The organism is Mesorhizobium sp. M0119 (genome assembly GCF_040322615.1).
Taxonomy (GTDB): Bacteria; Pseudomonadota; Alphaproteobacteria; order Rhizobiales; family Rhizobiaceae; genus Mesorhizobium.
In genome coordinates this window covers 263,109-277,153 of record NZ_JAMYTU010000002.1, presented here as the reverse complement: position 1 = coordinate 277,153, position 14,045 = coordinate 263,109, and the positions used below count along the sequence as shown (strand labels likewise).

Annotated in this window: 18 protein-coding genes; 8 read left to right on the top strand and 10 right to left on the bottom strand. The window is 62.3% G+C overall.

Features of this window, described 5'->3' with window-relative positions:
• The first annotated feature begins 51 nt into the window (after positions 1–51).
• Entirely contained in the window at positions 52–375 is a 324-nt protein-coding gene (trxA, locus tag NKJ40_RS03200) for a thioredoxin (protein ID WP_023677558.1), read from the top strand.
• Between the two features lie 128 nt (positions 376–503).
• Positions 504–785 carry a cupin domain-containing protein gene (locus NKJ40_RS03195; RefSeq protein ID WP_023718287.1) on the top strand — a complete coding sequence of 94 codons (282 nt, stop codon included), beginning with the start codon at positions 504–506 and terminating at the stop codon, positions 783–785.
• Positions 786–832: 47 nt separating this feature from the next.
• On the opposite strand, the gene NKJ40_RS03190 is transcribed toward NKJ40_RS03195, so the two are convergent.
• From NKJ40_RS03190 to NKJ40_RS03165, 6 genes are all read right to left on the bottom strand, one after another.
• A complete protein-coding gene (locus NKJ40_RS03190; protein ID WP_352464652.1) occupies positions 833–1,252 on the bottom strand; it encodes a VOC family protein in 420 nt (139 codons plus the stop codon).
• Positions 1,253–1,313: 61 nt separating this feature from the next.
• On the bottom strand, positions 1,314–2,639 hold the full coding sequence (locus tag NKJ40_RS03185) for a bifunctional folylpolyglutamate synthase/dihydrofolate synthase (protein ID WP_352464651.1): 1,326 nt from the start codon (positions 2,637–2,639) through the stop codon (positions 1,314–1,316).
• Positions 2,640–2,701: 62 nt separating this feature from the next.
• Positions 2,702–3,628, bottom strand: a complete 927-nt coding sequence (accD, locus tag NKJ40_RS03180; protein ID WP_352464650.1) for an acetyl-CoA carboxylase, carboxyltransferase subunit beta — start codon at positions 3,626–3,628, stop codon at positions 2,702–2,704.
• A gap of 95 nt (positions 3,629–3,723) precedes the next feature.
• Positions 3,724–4,563, bottom strand: a complete 840-nt coding sequence (gene trpA / locus NKJ40_RS03175; RefSeq protein ID WP_352464648.1) for a tryptophan synthase subunit alpha — start codon at positions 4,561–4,563, stop codon at positions 3,724–3,726.
• Between the two features lie 2 nt (positions 4,564–4,565).
• Positions 4,566–5,816, bottom strand: a complete 1,251-nt coding sequence (gene trpB / locus NKJ40_RS03170; RefSeq protein ID WP_352464646.1) for a tryptophan synthase subunit beta — start codon at positions 5,814–5,816, stop codon at positions 4,566–4,568.
• A 33-nt stretch (positions 5,817–5,849) separates the two neighbouring features.
• Entirely contained in the window at positions 5,850–6,509 is a 660-nt protein-coding gene (locus NKJ40_RS03165; protein WP_352464786.1) for a phosphoribosylanthranilate isomerase, read from the bottom strand.
• 166 nt (positions 6,510–6,675) lie between these two features.
• Here NKJ40_RS03165 and NKJ40_RS03160 point away from each other — a divergent pair, with 166 nt between their 5' ends.
• Positions 6,676–6,894: a hypothetical protein gene (locus NKJ40_RS03160; protein ID WP_352464644.1), complete on the top strand. Its 219-nt coding sequence runs from the start codon at positions 6,676–6,678 to the stop codon at positions 6,892–6,894.
• An 8-nt stretch (positions 6,895–6,902) separates the two neighbouring features.
• Here NKJ40_RS03160 and NKJ40_RS03155 read toward each other — a convergent pair whose 3' ends face one another.
• The 4 genes from NKJ40_RS03155 to NKJ40_RS03140 form a co-directional block, all read right to left on the bottom strand.
• A complete protein-coding gene (locus tag NKJ40_RS03155; protein ID WP_352464642.1) occupies positions 6,903–7,661 on the bottom strand; it encodes a M48 family metallopeptidase in 759 nt (252 codons plus the stop codon).
• Positions 7,662–7,758: 97 nt separating this feature from the next.
• Positions 7,759–8,229, bottom strand: a complete 471-nt coding sequence (locus tag NKJ40_RS03150; RefSeq protein WP_352464641.1) for a DUF2852 domain-containing protein — start codon at positions 8,227–8,229, stop codon at positions 7,759–7,761.
• A 116-nt stretch (positions 8,230–8,345) separates the two neighbouring features.
• Positions 8,346–9,488 carry a benzoate/H(+) symporter BenE family transporter gene (locus NKJ40_RS03145; protein WP_352464639.1) on the bottom strand — a complete coding sequence of 381 codons (1,143 nt, stop codon included), beginning with the start codon at positions 9,486–9,488 and terminating at the stop codon, positions 8,346–8,348.
• A 4-nt stretch (positions 9,489–9,492) separates the two neighbouring features.
• Positions 9,493–10,263, bottom strand: coding sequence for an alpha/beta hydrolase (locus NKJ40_RS03140; RefSeq protein ID WP_352464637.1), 771 nt, complete (start codon positions 10,261–10,263; stop codon positions 9,493–9,495).
• A 214-nt stretch (positions 10,264–10,477) separates the two neighbouring features.
• On the opposite strand from NKJ40_RS03140, the gene infC reads away from it, so the two are divergent.
• From infC to pheS, 5 genes are all read left to right on the top strand, one after another.
• Positions 10,478–11,014 (top strand): translation initiation factor IF-3, encoded by a 537-nt coding sequence (gene infC, locus NKJ40_RS03135; RefSeq protein ID WP_023677573.1) that lies wholly within the window; start codon positions 10,478–10,480, stop codon positions 11,012–11,014.
• Between the two features lie 196 nt (positions 11,015–11,210).
• Complete coding sequence (locus tag NKJ40_RS03130; RefSeq protein WP_352464635.1) at positions 11,211–11,852, top strand: methyltransferase family protein; 642 nt, start codon at positions 11,211–11,213, stop codon at positions 11,850–11,852.
• 192 nt (positions 11,853–12,044) lie between these two features.
• Positions 12,045–12,248 carry a 50S ribosomal protein L35 gene (gene rpmI, locus NKJ40_RS03125; protein WP_006201248.1) on the top strand — a complete coding sequence of 68 codons (204 nt, stop codon included), beginning with the start codon at positions 12,045–12,047 and terminating at the stop codon, positions 12,246–12,248.
• Between the two features lie 147 nt (positions 12,249–12,395).
• Positions 12,396–12,797: a 50S ribosomal protein L20 gene (rplT, locus tag NKJ40_RS03120; protein WP_006201247.1), complete on the top strand. Its 402-nt coding sequence runs from the start codon at positions 12,396–12,398 to the stop codon at positions 12,795–12,797.
• Positions 12,798–12,893: 96 nt separating this feature from the next.
• The gene (pheS, locus tag NKJ40_RS03115; protein ID WP_352464633.1) at positions 12,894–13,979 is read left to right on the top strand and encodes a phenylalanine--tRNA ligase subunit alpha; all 1,086 of its coding nucleotides are present in this window, start codon (positions 12,894–12,896) and stop codon (positions 13,977–13,979) included.
• Positions 13,980–14,045 lie beyond the last annotated feature (66 nt).

The following is a 14,045-nucleotide window of genomic DNA, read 5'->3' as shown; positions in this document are numbered from 1 at the left end:
ACGCGATCACCACCACATTTGGTGCGACGAACAAATCGAAAGGATCTCAGCATGGCCACCGTCAAGGTCGACAAGAGCAATTTCCAGGCCGACGTGCTCAACGCCAAGGAGCCGGTCGTGGTCGATTTCTGGGCGGAATGGTGCGGCCCGTGCAAGATGATCGCCCCGGCGCTCGAGGACATTGCCATTGAACTCGGCAGCAAGATAAAGATCGCCAAGCTCAACATCGACGAGAATCCTGAGCTGGCCGCGCAGTTCGGCGTGCGCTCGATCCCGACACTGATGATCTTCAAGGGCGGCGAAGTCGCCGACATGAAGGTCGGTGCTGCGCCGAAAACGGCATTGTCGCACTGGATCAACGGCAGTCTCGCCTGATCCGATCAAAATTTTGCAGAAAAGCCCGGCCTCGCGCCGGGCTTTCTTGTGGCGTCACCGATCCGCAGATCTGGCACTCGCCACTTGCCGTCTCATGCTCTTGTCTGGCTTAAAGCAGGAGAAGCGATATGACCGGATCCGCCAAGGCCACCGTCTTCATCGACAATGAGCGCGTCATCGTCACCGAATACCGCTTCGCCCCGGGCGACAACACCGGCTGGCACCGCCATGGCCACGACTATGTGATCGTGCCGTTGACCGACGGCAAGGTGAAGCTCCTGACCAAGGATGGCGAATCCTTCGCCGAGATGAAGAAGGGCGCGCCGTATTTCCGCAACGAGGGCGTCGAACATGACGTCATCAGCGCAAACGATGGCGAATTCGCCTTCATCGAGGTCGAGCTGAAGTAGTCCACCAACCATCGGCTGCGCCGCTACAATTGTCCGGCGAGGCGCGATCACCAATCCGCGATACGATCGCCGCCGACGAATTGTGCGCTTTTCTCAGTATATTCGAACAGTTCGATCTTCACGCCGTTGGGGTCGCGGATCCAGGCCTGGTAGGTGTCATCGCACGCGCGTTTCTTTGAGGTGATATCAACGCCCTTTGACCTGAGATGGGCGATCGCGGTGTCGATGTTTTCCACTTCGAGGCAGAAGTGGTTGATCTGGTTCAAGTCGCTATAGCTGGCGCCGTCTTTCTGGAACACCTCGACATGGCTACGGCTGCCGCAATTGAGGTAGAAGCCGAAAATCTTCCCGTCGCGCAGGAAATTGAACTGCGTATCCATGCCGAGGACGTCCCGATAGAAGCTTCGCGTCATCTCCAGGTCATTCGCGAAAATGCAAACGTGAGCGAGCTGCTTTACCTTGATCATGATTGGCTCCTCGCGGTGGTCTGATAGGTGTGGCGTTATCGTGGCCAGGCTGAAGCACGCCTCAAACCGGCGGCGTGCCGTTTTCGGCCAATACCGCACCGGCCAGGTAAAGCGATCCGCCAATCAGGATGCGTGGCGGCGGTCCGTCCCATGTGTCGCGCAGCAGCATCAGCGCATTGGCGACGGAACTGACCGGTTCGGCCGACAGGCCGGCCTCGATGGCGCGGGTCGCCAGTTCGTCGTTCGGCACGCCGGCGTCGCTCAGGCTCACCGGCACGGTGTAGACATGCCGGACCAGCCCTTTGAAGGCGCGGAAATAGCCGCTCTGGTCCTTGGTGTTGATCATGCCCGAGATCAGGAACAGCGGCCGCGGGTTCTTTTCCTCCTGCTCGGCCAGCGCCTCGGCGACGACCACGCCGGCGCCGGGATTGTGGCCGCCGTCGAGCCAGATGTCGGCGCCCTTTGGCGCCAGTTCGCTCAGCCGGCCCTGAGGCAGCTTCTGCATCCGGCCCGGCCAGGCAACATTGGCCATCGCCTTCTCGGCGGCGCGGTGGCTGATCTCGAAACCCGCCGCCTTGACCGCCGCGATCGCCGCCGCCGCATTGGCGAATTGGTGGCGTCCCGGCAGGCGCGGCGGCGGCAGGTCCATCAATCCGTCTTCGTCCTGATAGACCATGCGGCCGTTTTCCTCATAGGCAAGGAAGTCCTGGCCATAGAGGAAGGCGGGGCAGTCGAGCCGCTCGGCGGTTTCGATGAGCACCTGCTGGGCCGTCTCGCTTTCCTGCGCGCCGATGACGACCGGGCATCCGCGCTTGATGATGCCGGCCTTTTCGGCGGCGATCAGCTCGACGCGGTCGCCGAGATAGGCTTCGTGGTCGAGCGACACCGGCATGATCACCGACACGGCCGGCTCGGCGATGACATTGGTGGCGTCGAAGCGGCCGCCAAGGCCGACCTCGAGGATGACGGCATCGGCCGGATGTTCGGAAAACAGCAGGAAGGTGACGGCGGTGAGGATTTCGAAGACGGTGATCTTCTGGCCTTGATTGGCTTTGGCGACGCGGGCGATGGCTTCGGCGAAGACCTTGTCGTCCACCAGCTTGCCGCCGCCATCGGCGGCCAGCCGGTAGCGCTCGTGCCAGTTCACCAGATGTGGCGAGGTGTGGACGTGGACGCGGTAGCCGGCGGCTTCGAGCAGCGCCCGTGAAAAGGCGGCACAGGAGCCCTTGCCGTTGGTGCCGGCGATGTGGATGACCCGCGGCAGCTGGTCCTGCGGATTGCCGAGCCGCTCGAGCAGCCGCGAAATGCGGTCGAGCGAAAGGTCGAAGCCCTTCGGGTGAAGCGCCATCAGGCTTTCGATTTCGCGGTCGGCGGCAAGCGTGGTCATGGGAGAATCCTAGGCGCGTGCGCAACGGCACACAACAGCCGCTGGCGCCGCGTGATGTCGCGTCAGGCGTGCGGCCGTGCTTCGGCCGGAATCACCGACGGCGGCAGGATTTCCGGCTCCTGCGGTTTTTGCTCTTCTGGCAGCTTGAGCAGCATTCTCAGCAGCCGTGCAATCGTCTGACGCATCTCCAGCCGCGACACCACCATGTCGACCATGCCATGTTCCATCAGATATTCGGCGCGCTGGAAGCCTTCGGGCAGCTTTTCCCTGATCGTCTGCTCGATGACACGCGGTCCGGCAAAGCCGATCAGGGCGCCTGGTTCGGCAATATGCACGTCACCCAGCATGGCGTAGGAGGCGGTGACGCCGCCGGTCGTCGGGTTGGTCAGGACGACGATGTAGGGAAGGCCGGCCTCCTTCAGCCTGTCGACGCCGACCGTGGTCCGCGGCAACTGCATCAGCGACAGGATGCCTTCCTGCATACGGGCGCCACCGGAGGCTGCAAACAGAATCAGCGGCCGCTTGCGCTGCAAGGCGACCTCGAAGGCATGCACGATGGCGTCGCCGGCCGCCATGCCGAGTGAGCCGCCCATGAAGGCAAAATCCTGCACCGTCACTACCACCGGCAGACCTTCGACGGCGCCCAGCGCATTGATGATGGCGTCTTCCATGCCGGTCTTGGCCTTGGCATCCTTCAGCCGGTCTAGATAGCGCTTCTCATCGCGGAACTTGAGCGGATCCTGAACGACCTTGGGGTTTTCCAGCGTCTCGTATTTGCCGTCGTCGAGGAAGAATTTCAGCCGTTCCTTGGCCGATATCTTCATATGGTGGCCGGAGGACGGGATGACGAACTGGTTCTGCTCCAGATCCTTGTGGAACACCATTTCGCCGGTCTCGGGATCCTTGATCCACAGGTTTTCCGGCATGTCGGTGCGGCGGCCGAGCATCGAATTGATCTTCGGGCGGACGTAATTGGTGATCCAGTTCATCGCTTCGGCTCCTGTCCTTACGAAGAGTTAGACCATGATCCCGAAAAGTGGAAACCGGTTTTCGGCAAAGATCATGGCCAACCAGAAGATCAAGATTATTCGGCGGCAGCAAGGCGTGCCGCGCGAACCCCTTGCGAAAGTCCGCTGACCAGCGTGGCGACGGCCTCGGCCGGATCGGCGGTCTTTTCGCCCTTCGGCCCGAGCACGTTGGCGACGGCATGGACAATCGCGGTGCCGACGACGACGCCGTCGGCCGACGCGCCGATGGTGCGCGCCTGCTCGGCGGTCTTGACGCCGAAGCCGACGCAGACCGGCAGGTGGGTATGGCTCTTGATGCGCTTGACCGCCGCCGCCACCTTGCCGGTGTCGGCCAGCGCCGAACCGGTGATACCGGTCATCGAAACATAATAGACGAAGCCGGAGGTGTTCTGCAGCACCTTGGGCAGGCGCTTGTCGTCGGTGGTCGGCGTCGCCAGCCGGATGAAATTGATGCCGGCCTTGAGTGCCGGGATACAAAGTTCCTCGTCCATCTCAGGCGGCAGGTCGACGACGATCAGCCCGTCTATCCCGCTGGCCAGCGCATCGCTCAGGAAGCGCTCGACGCCGTAGATGTAGATCGGATTGTAATAGCCCATCAAGACGATCGGCGTTTCATTGTCGCCGGCGCGGAATTCCGAGGCCATCTTCAGCGTTTTGACCAGTGTCTGGCCGCCCTTCAGCGCCCGCAGGCCGGCCGCCTGGATCGCTGGGCCGTCGGCCATTGGATCCGAAAACGGCATGCCGAGCTCGATGATGTCGCTGCCGGCGCCGGGCAGCGCCTTCATGATCGACAGGGACGTGTCGTAGTCCGGGTCGCCGCCCATGAAATAGGTGACGAGTGCCGGTCGACCTTCGGCCTTCAGCTTTGCCATGCGGCGGTCGATACGGGTGGCCATGATCAGATCTCCATGCCCAGCATATTGGCCACCGTATGCACGTCCTTGTCGCCGCGGCCGGACAGGTTGACGATGACGATCTGGTCCTTGTCCATATCGGGCACGATCTTCACCGCCTGTGCGATGGCATGGGCCGATTCAAGCGCAGGAATGATGCCCTCGACGCGTGTCGTCAACTGGAACGCCTCCAGCGCCTCTTCGTCGAGGATCGGCACATAGTCGACGCGGCCGGAATCGCGCAGCCATGAGTGCTCCGGCCCGACGCCGGGATAGTCGAGGCCGGCCGAGATCGAGTGGCCGTCCATGATCTGGCCGTCGGCGTTCTGCAGGAGGTAGGTGCGGTTGCCATGCAGCACGCCGGGCGCGCCGGCACTCATCGAGGCGCAATGCTCGATGCCGTCGAGGCCGCGGCCGCCGGCTTCGACGCCGATGATGCGCACCTGCCTGTCGTCGAGGAAGGGATGAAACAGGCCGATGGCGTTGGAACCGCCGCCGACACAAGCGATGATGGTGTCCGGCAGCCGGCCTTCCTGCTCGAGGATCTGGGCGCGCGCCTCGGTGCCGATCACCGACTGGAAGTCGCGCACCAGCTCCGGATAGGGGTGCGGGCCGGCGGCGGTGCCGATCAGGTAATAGGTATCCTCGACATTGGTCACCCAGTCGCGCAGCGCCTCGTTCATGGCGTCCTTCAGCGTGCCGTGGCCGGCGGTCACCGGCCGCACCTCGGCGCCCAGAAGCTTCATGCGAAACACGTTGGGGCTTTGCCGGGCGACATCGGTTGCACCCATATAGACTATGCAGGGAAGCCCGAAGCGCGCCGCCACTGTAGCGGAAGCGACGCCATGCTGGCCGGCACCGGTCTCGGCGATGATCCGCGTCTTGCCCATGCGCTTGGCGAGCAGGATCTGGCCGAGGCAGTTGTTGATCTTGTGCGAGCCGGTGTGGTTCAGGTCCTCGCGCTTGAAATAGACCTTTGCGCCGCCCCCGAGGCCCTTAGCCGCGGAAACCCCGCGAAGATGCCGGGTAAGGCCTTCGGCGAAATAGAGCTTCGAAGGCCGCCCGGCATAGTGCGTCGAGAGATCGGTCAGTTCTGCCTTGAAATCCGGGTCGTTCTTCACCTCGTTCCAGTGCCGCTCCAGCTCGAGGATCAGCGGCATCAGCGTTTCGGCAACGAAACGACCGCCAAAAATGCCGAACATGCCCTGCTCGTCGGGGCCGGTGCGGAAGGAATTGGGTGTCGCCGGCCTGTCCATCGCCGATCTCCTGGTCTGTGGTTTGAAGCGCGGTCAGGCGGCGCGGTTGTCGCGTGCTGTCCCGACGGCCCGGAAAAATTGTTCGATCAGCGCCGGTTCCTTGACGCCCGGCGCGCTCTCCACGCCTGAGGAAACATCTATTCCTGGCGGGTTCGCCAGCCGAAGGGCGTCGCCGATATTGCCGGCATTGAGCCCACCGGAAAGCATGTAATCGACGCCGGCGTCAAGGCCAGCCAGAACGCGCCAGTCGAAGGCGAGACCGTTGCCGCCCGGCAATTCCGAACCCTTAGGCGGCTTGGCATCGAACAGGAAACGGTCGGCAATGCCGATGAAGGGTTTGACCCGCTCGAGATCGGCAGCCTCGCTGACCGGCAGCGCCTTCATCACCGGCAAGCCGTAGCGGGCCTTCACCTCGGCCACCCGCCCGGGCGTTTCGGCGCCGTGAAGCTGCAGCATGTCGGGCTGCATCTTTTCGACGATCTCATCCAGGAACACGTCGCTGGCGTCGACCGTCACCGCAACCGCCTTAGCCTTGGTGCGCGCCGCTTCGCGCAGGCGGCCGGCTTCCGCCGGCTCGACATAGCGCGGGCTTTTGGCAAAGAAAATGAAGCCGACATGGCTGGCGCCGCCGGCCAATGCCGCAGCCAGTGCCTTGTCGGTCTTCAACCCGCATATCTTGATGTCGAGCGCCATGGCGCGGGATTGGCACGAAACGGCCAAAGAGTCGAGAAAAAGCATCCTGTTTGCCGCCAGCGCGGAACGCGCTACCTTGCTAATGTAAGAGCGGAACGCGCCACCTTGCTAATATAAGAGCGCAACGCGCTACTTGCTCAGGCACAAAGGCGGGAGAACAAAGACCATGCCGGAAAAGACCGTCGCGGAACTCAGGCACAAGCTGGCGCAGGCCCATGAGGTCATCGCTCATTTGATGGACAAGGCCGCTTTCAACGGCGCCGAGGCGCACCGGGCGCTGGCCTATTTCAGCAACGACACCTTCGAGCAGGATTTTCTGCCCTGGCCGCGCCATGTCGATGAGGGGTTGCGGCCGGAGGAGTTGAACGCGGCGAATGACGATTGATCGGACAACTACTCGAACGTGATCGCCTGCAGCGCGCCGCCATTGCGCTTGAGCCAGTCCTTGCAGCGGTCAGTGTCCGGGCAAAGCTGCTCGCATAATTTCCAGAATTTCGGGCCGTGGTTCATCTCCTTGAGATGCGCCACCTCATGCGCGACGAGGTAGTTTATCACCGGCCGCGGCGCCATCATGATGCGCCAGGAAAACGACAGATTGCCCTCCGACGTGCACGATCCCCAGCGGCTCGACGTATCCTTGAAGCGGATCGCCTTGGCGCGCTTGCCGACCGCAGCACTGTGCTTGGTCACCAGCGCCTCGATCTCGCGCTTGGCTTCGCGCTTGAGGAAATCGGCGATGCGGCGCGGCAGATGCACGCGTTCGCCATGCACGATCATCAGCGGCCCGCGCTCGTCGCGGGACAGCGTGACGGTGCCGCGTTTCGACGGTTCATGGACGATGCGATGCGGCACGCCGCGCATCGGTATCTTGATGCCGGGCCGCACCTGCGGCCGATTAGGCACTTTGGCCAGCCTTTGCTCCAGCCAGTCCTGATGGCGGTCGAGGAATTTTTCGACCTCGCCGCGGCGCAGCCCCGGCGGCACGGTGATGCGCAGGCCGCGGCCGCCGGAATCGATGCGCAGCGTCAGGCGCCGCGCCCGGTCGTTCTCGACGATCTTGAGCGGCAGAGTGCGGCCGGCAACACAATGCTCGCGCTCCACGACGGGCGTGGGCTTGGGTTTCGTCGGGGTGCGAAAGAAGCCGAAGGACATTCCGGGACGATACGTGATTCGAGGGAAACGACTAGAACAAAAAAGAAACGGCGCCGCTGACGCGACGCCGTTGGATTATCTATCTGCGCACGGGACCTTACTCGTCGAGCAGGCCTGGCGCGCCGCTGGATTTGTTGTTCGTCGTCGACCCGGTGGTGGGTGACGTCGACTTGTTGCGGTTGGCCATGAAGCGGTCGAACTCGTCCTGGTCCTTGGCGCGGCGCAATTCGCGGGCATATTCGTCGAACTCGCTCAGCATCTCGTCGAGCTTGCGGCGTTCCTCGGCAAGCCGCTCGAGTTCCTTTTCGCGCCAGTCGTCGAAAGCGACGTTGCCGGTGCGGGCGGAGCCATGACCCCAGCGCGCGGCCTTGTCGGAACCGCGGCGGCAGCCGGCGAAGATGCCGTCGGTGGCGCGGTTGACGTCACGCTTGAAGCCGTCGAGCCTGTCGCCCCAGATGATGTAGGCGAGCATGGCTAAGCCGAGCGGCCAGAACACCATGAACCCGATCACCATCAACGCGATGGTCGCCGGCGTCCAGGCCGGACGGATCAATGCAGATGTGTTCATTTCTCCCAATCCTTCAGTTGGAGACAGCCAAATCCGGCTGCGTGGAATCGAAATGGGATGGAGAAAACGGCGATTCAAGACAGCAACCGCCAAAACCGGACAAAGGGCTGAAATGATTATCGCTTTTTGAGCTTTTCGAGGAAAAGCACGACCAATCCCGCAATCAGCCCCCAGAACGCCGCGCCGACGCCGAATAACGTCAGCCCCGATGCGGTGACGGCGAAGGTGACGGTGGCGGCCATCCGCTCGTCCTCGTCTTTCAGGGCGATCGATAGCGCATTGGCGAGCGGTGCCATCAGCGCCAGGCCGGCGACCAGCGCGATCAGGCTCGGCGGCAATACGGCGAAGATCGCCACGAGCGAGGCGCCGAACAGGGCAAAGACGAGGTAGGCCAGCGCGTAGAACGGCCCGGTCTTCCAGCGCTCGGCCGGATCGGGATGCACGTCGGGTCCGGTGCAGATCGCTGCCGAGATCGCCGCCAGATTGGTGGTCGAGGCGCCGAACGGCGCCGTCAGCAGCGAAAACAGGCCGGTGACGCCGATCAGCGGCCCGGGTTCGGGATGATAGCCGGCTGCCCTCAGCACGGCGAGGCCGGACAGGTTCTGCGAGGCCATGGTGACGAGGTAGAGCGGCAAAGCGAGGCCGATGATCGCGGTGGCGGTGAACTGCGGCATCACCAGCGTCAAGCTCGAGAGTTCCGGTGCCGGCAGACCGCCGACCCTGCCGGTGAGAAAGGCCGCGAGACCGCCGCCGATCAGCACCAGCAGCACCGACAGCGCCGGGTTGAACAGGCGGATGACGAAGAACGCCGCAACCAGCGGCAGGATCAGCCACGGGTCGACGGGAACGGTTTTCACCGCATTGATGGCGAAGGTGACGACGATGCCGGCCAGCATTCCGGACGCGACCGAAGCCGGTATCCTGGCGATCAGCTTGGTCAAGGGCCGGAACATGCCTGTGGCGATCAGCAGGACCGCGGTGACGATGAAGGCGCCAACCGCCTCGCCCATCGAAAAGCCGGTCGATGCAGCGATCAGCGCCACGCCCGGCGTCGACCAGGCGGTGATGACCGGCATTTTTGTGCGCCAGGACAGCCACAGGCTCTCGATCGCCATCGCCAGGCAAAGCGCCGTCGCCCAGCTTGCGGTCTCAACCTGCGTTGCGCCGACCGCCTTGGCGGCGGCGATGACGATGGCCAGCGTACCGCCGAAGCCGACGATCGCCGCCACAAAGGCAGACATCGGAATGGAAATGCGCATGTCCTTATCCCGCCTGCCGCACCATCGCGTCCACCGCCCGCACCAGCATGTCGAGATCCTGAGGCCGCGACAGACGGTGGTCGCCGTCCGGAATGAGCGACAGCGTGACGTCGTCGGCCGGCAGCAGGCTGACCAGCTTCAGCGCATGGCTCGACGGCACGTCGGGATCGGCCAGTCCTTGCAGGATGTGGACCGGGCAGTGCGTGTCGATCGGCCCGGTCATCACCCGGTTGCTGCGGCCGTCCTCGATCAGTGCGCGCGTGTAGATGTAAGGCTCGGCTGAATAATCCGACGGCTCTTCGAAAAAACCCTTTTTTCTGAGGTCGCGCTTCTGCGCCCCGGTCAGCACCGGCTCCACCAGTTCGAACGTGAAATCAGGCGCCGGGGCCAGCAGCACAAGGCCGGCAACGCTGTTCTCGCCCGCCTTGCGCAATTCCTGCACCATGCGCAGCGCGATCCAGGCGCCCATCGATGAACCGACCAGGATTTGCCTGCCCTGGGTGAAGCGACGGTAAACGGCAAGGCTCTCGTCCACCCATTTCGAGATGGTGCCGTCGGCAAAGGCGCCACTCGATTCGCCGTGGCCGGAATAATCGTGGCGCAGGAAGGCGCGGCCTTGTTTGCGCGTCCATTCCGACAGGGTTTCGGCCTTGGTGCCCAACATGTCGGATTTGTAGCCGCCAAGCCAGACGATGCCGGGCTCGGCACCTGCCGCATGCCTGACGGCGATGCTCGTCCCGTCGACGTCCAGGAAGACCGGGGTGGTGACGCTCATGGTGTATTCCCTCACGCCGGTCTTTTGGCACAAGCGGGGGTTCAACGAAAAGTGCTCTGCTACTTTCTTCGCTTGGTGCAGAGGAGCATTCATCGAGCAGGTGATTTCCTGAGAATGCTGTGCTATTGACTCCGACCGCGCGCTCACCACATTGCGCGTTCGCAATTCTGAACTGAAGAACCCCTTAACGAAACGGCTCAAGGAGACCACGACCATTCGCAGACCTTTCAAAGCAGCGGCGCCCACCAAGGAAGGCCCGCGCTCCAACCGTGACATCCGGGTTCCCCGGGTCCAGCTAATCGACGCCGAAGGCCAGAACCGCGGCGATGTCTCCATCAACGACGCATTGCTGCTCGCCGAAGAGGCTGGGCTCGATCTGGTCGAGATATCGCCCAATGCAGTGCCGCCCGTCGTAAAGATCCTCGATCTCGGCAAGCTGAAATACGCCAACCAGAAGAAGGCGGCCGAGGCGCGCAAGAACCAGAAGGTCATCGAGATCAAGGAGATCAAGATGCGCCCGAACATCGACAGCCACGACTATGAGACCAAGATGAAGGCCGTCCGGCGCTTTTTCGAGGAAGGCGACAAGGTCAAGCTGACGCTGCGCTTCCGCGGTCGCGAGATGGCGCATATGGAACTCGGCATGCAGCTTCTGAACAAGGTTCGCGAGGAAGTGGCGCCCATCGCCAAGGTCGAAGCCGAACCGAAGCTCGAAGGCCGCCAGATGATGATGGTGCTGGCGCCCCGCTAAAGCGCGTTGCGCTTTAGTTCTGTTTTGTGCATGTCGTTGTCCCAAAACCGCTGCGCATTTTTGGGCAACATGCATTAAATCTGCCTGAATCATGTTGCAAGGCGTCCCGGCGATCGGCGGGGCGCCTGTTTCTTGGCCAGACGCTGCGATCGCGAGAGCAAGACGCACTGGTTCCCTCGACGATCGGATTCCCGACATGGTCAATGACGTCAAGCATTCGGAAGCCAAATATGGGCTGGGCAGCTACCAGCACACGCGCAGGATGGTGCTTGCCGTCGCCGTCGTCGTCCTGTTCGCGATGCTTCTGTTCGGGCAGTCGGTTTTTCCGCCCGATACGCCAGTGCATGAAACGATCGAAATGCTCGGCGTCGTGCTGATCTTTCTCGGCATCGTCGGGCGCTTGTGGTCGACGCTCTATATTGGCGGACGCAAATCCTCCGAAGTGGTGACCGGCGGACCCTATTCGATCACCCGCAACCCGCTCTATGTCTTCTCTACCTTAGCTGCCGCCGGTGTCGGCGCACAGATCGGCTCCATCACCGCCACGATCGGCTTTGGAGCGCTCTGCGCGGGTGCCTTTTACATCGTTATCCTGCGCGAGGAGAAATTCCTCAAGGAGGTTCTCGGCGCGCCATACCAGGCCTACCTGGCGAAAGTGCCGCGCTTTTTTCCGAAGCTGTCGCTGTATCAGGAAGGCGACACCGGCGGCTTCAAGCCGCGCCTGCTGCGAACCACGCTGCTGGACGGTCTGGTCTTCCTGGTTGCCTTGCCGGCTTTCGAACTGATCGACGGCGCCCAGCAGTCCGGCATATTGCCGGTGCTGTTCCGTTTCCCCTGAGTACAGTGTTGCTGAGTACAGTGTTGCCGAGCACGGGGTGTTGCGCGCCAGCCCGCTTTGACGTATAGGACCGCCGTTCCCAAAAAAACCGCCCGGCAGGGCATGCCGTGGCGGTTTCATTTGCTTTTCGGGCTTTGGTCGGCCTGAAGCGAACAAAAAGCGCATTGGTGCGCATATAAACGGAGTAGCAAAATGCCCAAGATGAAGACCAAATCGGCCGCCAAGAAGCGGTTCAAGATCACAGGTACGGGTAAAGTTCTGTCGGCTGCGGCCGGCAAGCGTCACGGCATGATCAAGCGTTCCAACAAGTTCATTCGAAATGCCCGCGGCACGATGGTTCTGGCTGAACCGGATGGCAAGAAGGTCATCAAGAATTTTCTGCCGAACGGCCTCTAGGGCATGATGCCAAAAAGTTGCAGACTTTTTGGAAACATCATGCGCCAAAATAAGAGCATTCGGTCTGGACACGCATTTGTTTTACGCAATTCCGAACGGAAAACCGCTAGGCACTTTTCCTGGAATTGCTTTTAAGGAGATCATGACATGGCACGCGTAAAGAGAGGCGTCACCTCGCACGCCAAGCACAAGAAGGTCCTGAAAGCCGCCAAGGGTTTTTACGGCCGTCGCAAGAACACCATCCGCATCGCCAAGCAGGCGGTGGAAAAGTCGCTGCAGTACGCCTATCGCGACCGCAAGAACCGCAAGCGCTCGTTTCGCGCTCTGTGGATCCAGCGCATCAACGCGGCGACGCATGAGCATGGCCTGACCTATGGCCGCTTCATCGACGGTCTCAACAAGGCCGGCATCGAGATCGACCGTAAGATCCTGTCGGATATGGCCATCCACGAGCCGCAGGCCTTCGCCGCACTCGTGGCCAAGGCCAAGGTTGCACTCGAATACCTCAAGAACACCACGCCGAATGCTTTTGAAAGCGCTGTCGCTTAAGACCAGCGCTTCCCAAGCTATTCGACACTTGATTTGGGAAACCCGCGCTGGCAGGGCTGGCGCGGGTTTTTCTTTGCTTCCAATCGGATCTGGAACATGAGTGACATGGAAACTCTCGAAAATTCCCTGATGGCCGAGATTGCCTCGGCCGCCGATGAGCAGGCGATCGAGGCGGTGCGTGTCTCGGCACTCGGCAAGAAGGGCTCGGTTTCCGAGATACTGAAGACACTCGGCTCGATGAGCGCCGAGGAGCGCCAGGTCAAGGGCCCGGCGATCAACGGCCTCAAGAACCGCGTCACCGAGGCGCTTTCTGTTCGCCGCGCCGAGCTGAAGGACGCGGCGATTACGGCACGGCTTGCCGCCGAGAAGGTTGACGTGACGCTGCCGGTCAGGCAATCTCCGGCCGAGCGCGGCCGCATCCATCCGATCAGCCAGGTTATCGACGAGATCGCGGCGATCTTCGGCGATCTCGGCTTTGCCATCGCCGAAGGTCCGGACATCGAGACCGACTATTACAATTTCACCTCGCTGAACTTCCCGGAAGGCCACCCGGCGCGCGAGATGCACGACACCTTCTTCTTCCAGCCGGACGAGCAGGGCGAGCGCAAGCTTTTGCGCACCCACACCTCGCCGGTGCAGATCCGCACCATGGAGATGCAGAAGCCGCCGATCCGCATCGTCATTCCCGGCAAGACCTACCGGCAGGATTCCGATGCCACCCACTCACCGATGTTCCATCAGGTCGAGGGGCTGGTGATCGACAAATCGGCCAACGTCGCCAACATGAAATGGGTGCTGGAGGAGTTCTGCAAGGCCTTCTTCGAGGTGCCGAGCGTCAAGATGCGCTTCCGGCCGTCCTTCTTCCCGTTCACCGAGCCCAGCCTCGAGGTCGACATCCAGTGCGATCGTTCGCGGCCGGGCGAAGTGCGCTTCGGCGAGGGCTCGGACTGGATGGAGATCCTCGGCTGCGGCATGGTCCACCCCAATGTGCTCCGCTACGGCGGCCTCGATCCAGACGAATACCAGGGCTTTGCCTGGGGCATGGGCATCGACCGTATCGCCATGCTGAAATACGGCATGCCAGATCTGCGCGCCTTCTTCGACGCGGATGTGCGCTGGCTGTCGCATTACGGTTTTAGGCCGCTCGACATGCCGACGCTGTTCGGGGGCTTGAGCGCGTGACAACCGGGCCGCAGCAAATCCGCGGGCAGCTCGCCTTCCTGCACATGTCCGACGCGCGGCCGCATA

Bases quoted from the DNA above. Each gene is read 5' to 3' on its own strand.
- trxA (WP_023677558.1), top strand. From the start codon at position 52: ATGGCCACCGTCAAGGTCGACAAGAGCAATTTCCAGGCCGACGTGCTC.
- NKJ40_RS03195 (WP_023718287.1), top strand. From the start codon at position 504: ATGACCGGATCCGCCAAGGCCACCGTCTTCATCGACAATGAGCGCGTC.
- NKJ40_RS03190 (WP_352464652.1), bottom strand. From the start codon at position 1,252: ATGATCAAGGTAAAGCAGCTCGCTCACGTTTGCATTTTCGCGAATGAC.
- NKJ40_RS03185 (WP_352464651.1), bottom strand. From the start codon at position 2,639: ATGACCACGCTTGCCGCCGACCGCGAAATCGAAAGCCTGATGGCGCTT.
- accD (WP_352464650.1), bottom strand. From the start codon at position 3,628: ATGAACTGGATCACCAATTACGTCCGCCCGAAGATCAATTCGATGCTC.
- trpA (WP_352464648.1), bottom strand. From the start codon at position 4,563: ATGGCCACCCGTATCGACCGCCGCATGGCAAAGCTGAAGGCCGAAGGT.
- trpB (WP_352464646.1), bottom strand. From the start codon at position 5,816: ATGGACAGGCCGGCGACACCCAATTCCTTCCGCACCGGCCCCGACGAG.
- NKJ40_RS03165 (WP_352464786.1), bottom strand. From the start codon at position 6,509: ATGGCGCTCGACATCAAGATATGCGGGTTGAAGACCGACAAGGCACTG.
- NKJ40_RS03160 (WP_352464644.1), top strand. From the start codon at position 6,676: ATGCCGGAAAAGACCGTCGCGGAACTCAGGCACAAGCTGGCGCAGGCC.
- NKJ40_RS03155 (WP_352464642.1), bottom strand. From the start codon at position 7,661: ATGTCCTTCGGCTTCTTTCGCACCCCGACGAAACCCAAGCCCACGCCC.
- NKJ40_RS03150 (WP_352464641.1), bottom strand. From the start codon at position 8,229: ATGAACACATCTGCATTGATCCGTCCGGCCTGGACGCCGGCGACCATC.
- NKJ40_RS03145 (WP_352464639.1), bottom strand. From the start codon at position 9,488: ATGCGCATTTCCATTCCGATGTCTGCCTTTGTGGCGGCGATCGTCGGC.
- NKJ40_RS03140 (WP_352464637.1), bottom strand. From the start codon at position 10,263: ATGAGCGTCACCACCCCGGTCTTCCTGGACGTCGACGGGACGAGCATC.
- NKJ40_RS03130 (WP_352464635.1), top strand. From the start codon at position 11,211: ATGGTCAATGACGTCAAGCATTCGGAAGCCAAATATGGGCTGGGCAGC.
- rpmI (WP_006201248.1), top strand. From the start codon at position 12,045: ATGCCCAAGATGAAGACCAAATCGGCCGCCAAGAAGCGGTTCAAGATC.
- rplT (WP_006201247.1), top strand. From the start codon at position 12,396: ATGGCACGCGTAAAGAGAGGCGTCACCTCGCACGCCAAGCACAAGAAG.
- pheS (WP_352464633.1), top strand. From the start codon at position 12,894: ATGAGTGACATGGAAACTCTCGAAAATTCCCTGATGGCCGAGATTGCC.